This is a genomic window from Marinobacter vulgaris (assembly GCF_003344045.1).
Classification (GTDB): domain Bacteria; phylum Pseudomonadota; class Gammaproteobacteria; order Pseudomonadales; family Oleiphilaceae; genus Marinobacter; species Marinobacter vulgaris.
The window spans coordinates 1-957 of record NZ_QFWX01000031.1 but is presented as its reverse complement, the minus strand read 5'-3'; the positions used below and the strand labels follow the sequence as shown (position 1 = coordinate 957).

1 rRNA gene is annotated in these 957 nt (G+C 53.5%); it reads left to right on the top strand.

Features of this window, described 5'->3' with window-relative positions:
• Positions 1 to 957: ribosomal RNA gene (locus DIT71_RS17650) — 23S ribosomal RNA — on the top strand; the annotation flags it as partial.

The window sequence follows — 957 nt, the reverse complement described above, 5'->3', positions numbered from 1 at the left end:
GGGGTGACTGCGTACCTTTTGTATAATGGGTCAGCGACTTATATTCTGTAGCAAGGTTAACCGTATAGGGGAGCCGAAGGGAAACCGAGTCTTAACTGGGCGTTAAGTTGCAGGGTATAGACCCGAAACCCGGTGATCTAGCCATGGGCAGGTTGAAGGTTGGGTAACACTAACTGGAGGACCGAACCGACTAATGTTGAAAAATTAGCGGATGACCTGTGGCTGGGGGTGAAAGGCCAATCAAACCGGGAGATAGCTGGTTCTCCCCGAAAGCTATTTAGGTAGCGCCTCGTGAACTCATCTTCGGGGGTAGAGCACTGTTTCGGCTAGGGGGCCATCCCGGCTTACCAACCCGATGCAAACTACGAATACCGAAGAATGTTATCACGGGAGACACACGGCGGGTGCTAACGTCCGTCGTGAAGAGGGAAACAACCCAGACCGCCAGCTAAGGTCCCAAAGTCATGGTTAAGTGGGAAACGATGTGGGAAGGCACAGACAGCCAGGATGTTGGCTTAGAAGCAGCCATCATTTAAAGAAAGCGTAATAGCTCACTGGTCGAGTCGGCCTGCGCGGAAGATGTAACGGGGCTAAACCATGCACCGAAGCTGCGGCAGCGACACTTATGTGTTGTTGGGTAGGGGAGCGTTCTGTAAGCCGTTGAAGGTGTGCTGTGAGGCATGCTGGAGGTATCAGAAGTGCGAATGCTGACATAAGTAACGATAAAGCGGGTGAAAAGCCCGCTCGCCGGAAGACCAAGGGTTCCTGTCCAACGTTAATCGGGGCAGGGTGAGTCGACCCCTAAGGCGAGGCCGAAAGGCGTAGTCGATGGGAAACAGGTTAATATTCCTGTACTTGGTGTTACTGCGAAGGGGGGACGGAGAAGGCTATGTCAGCCGGGCGACGGTTGTCCCGGTTTAAGCATGTAGGCGGAGGTTCCAGGTAAATCCGGTACCT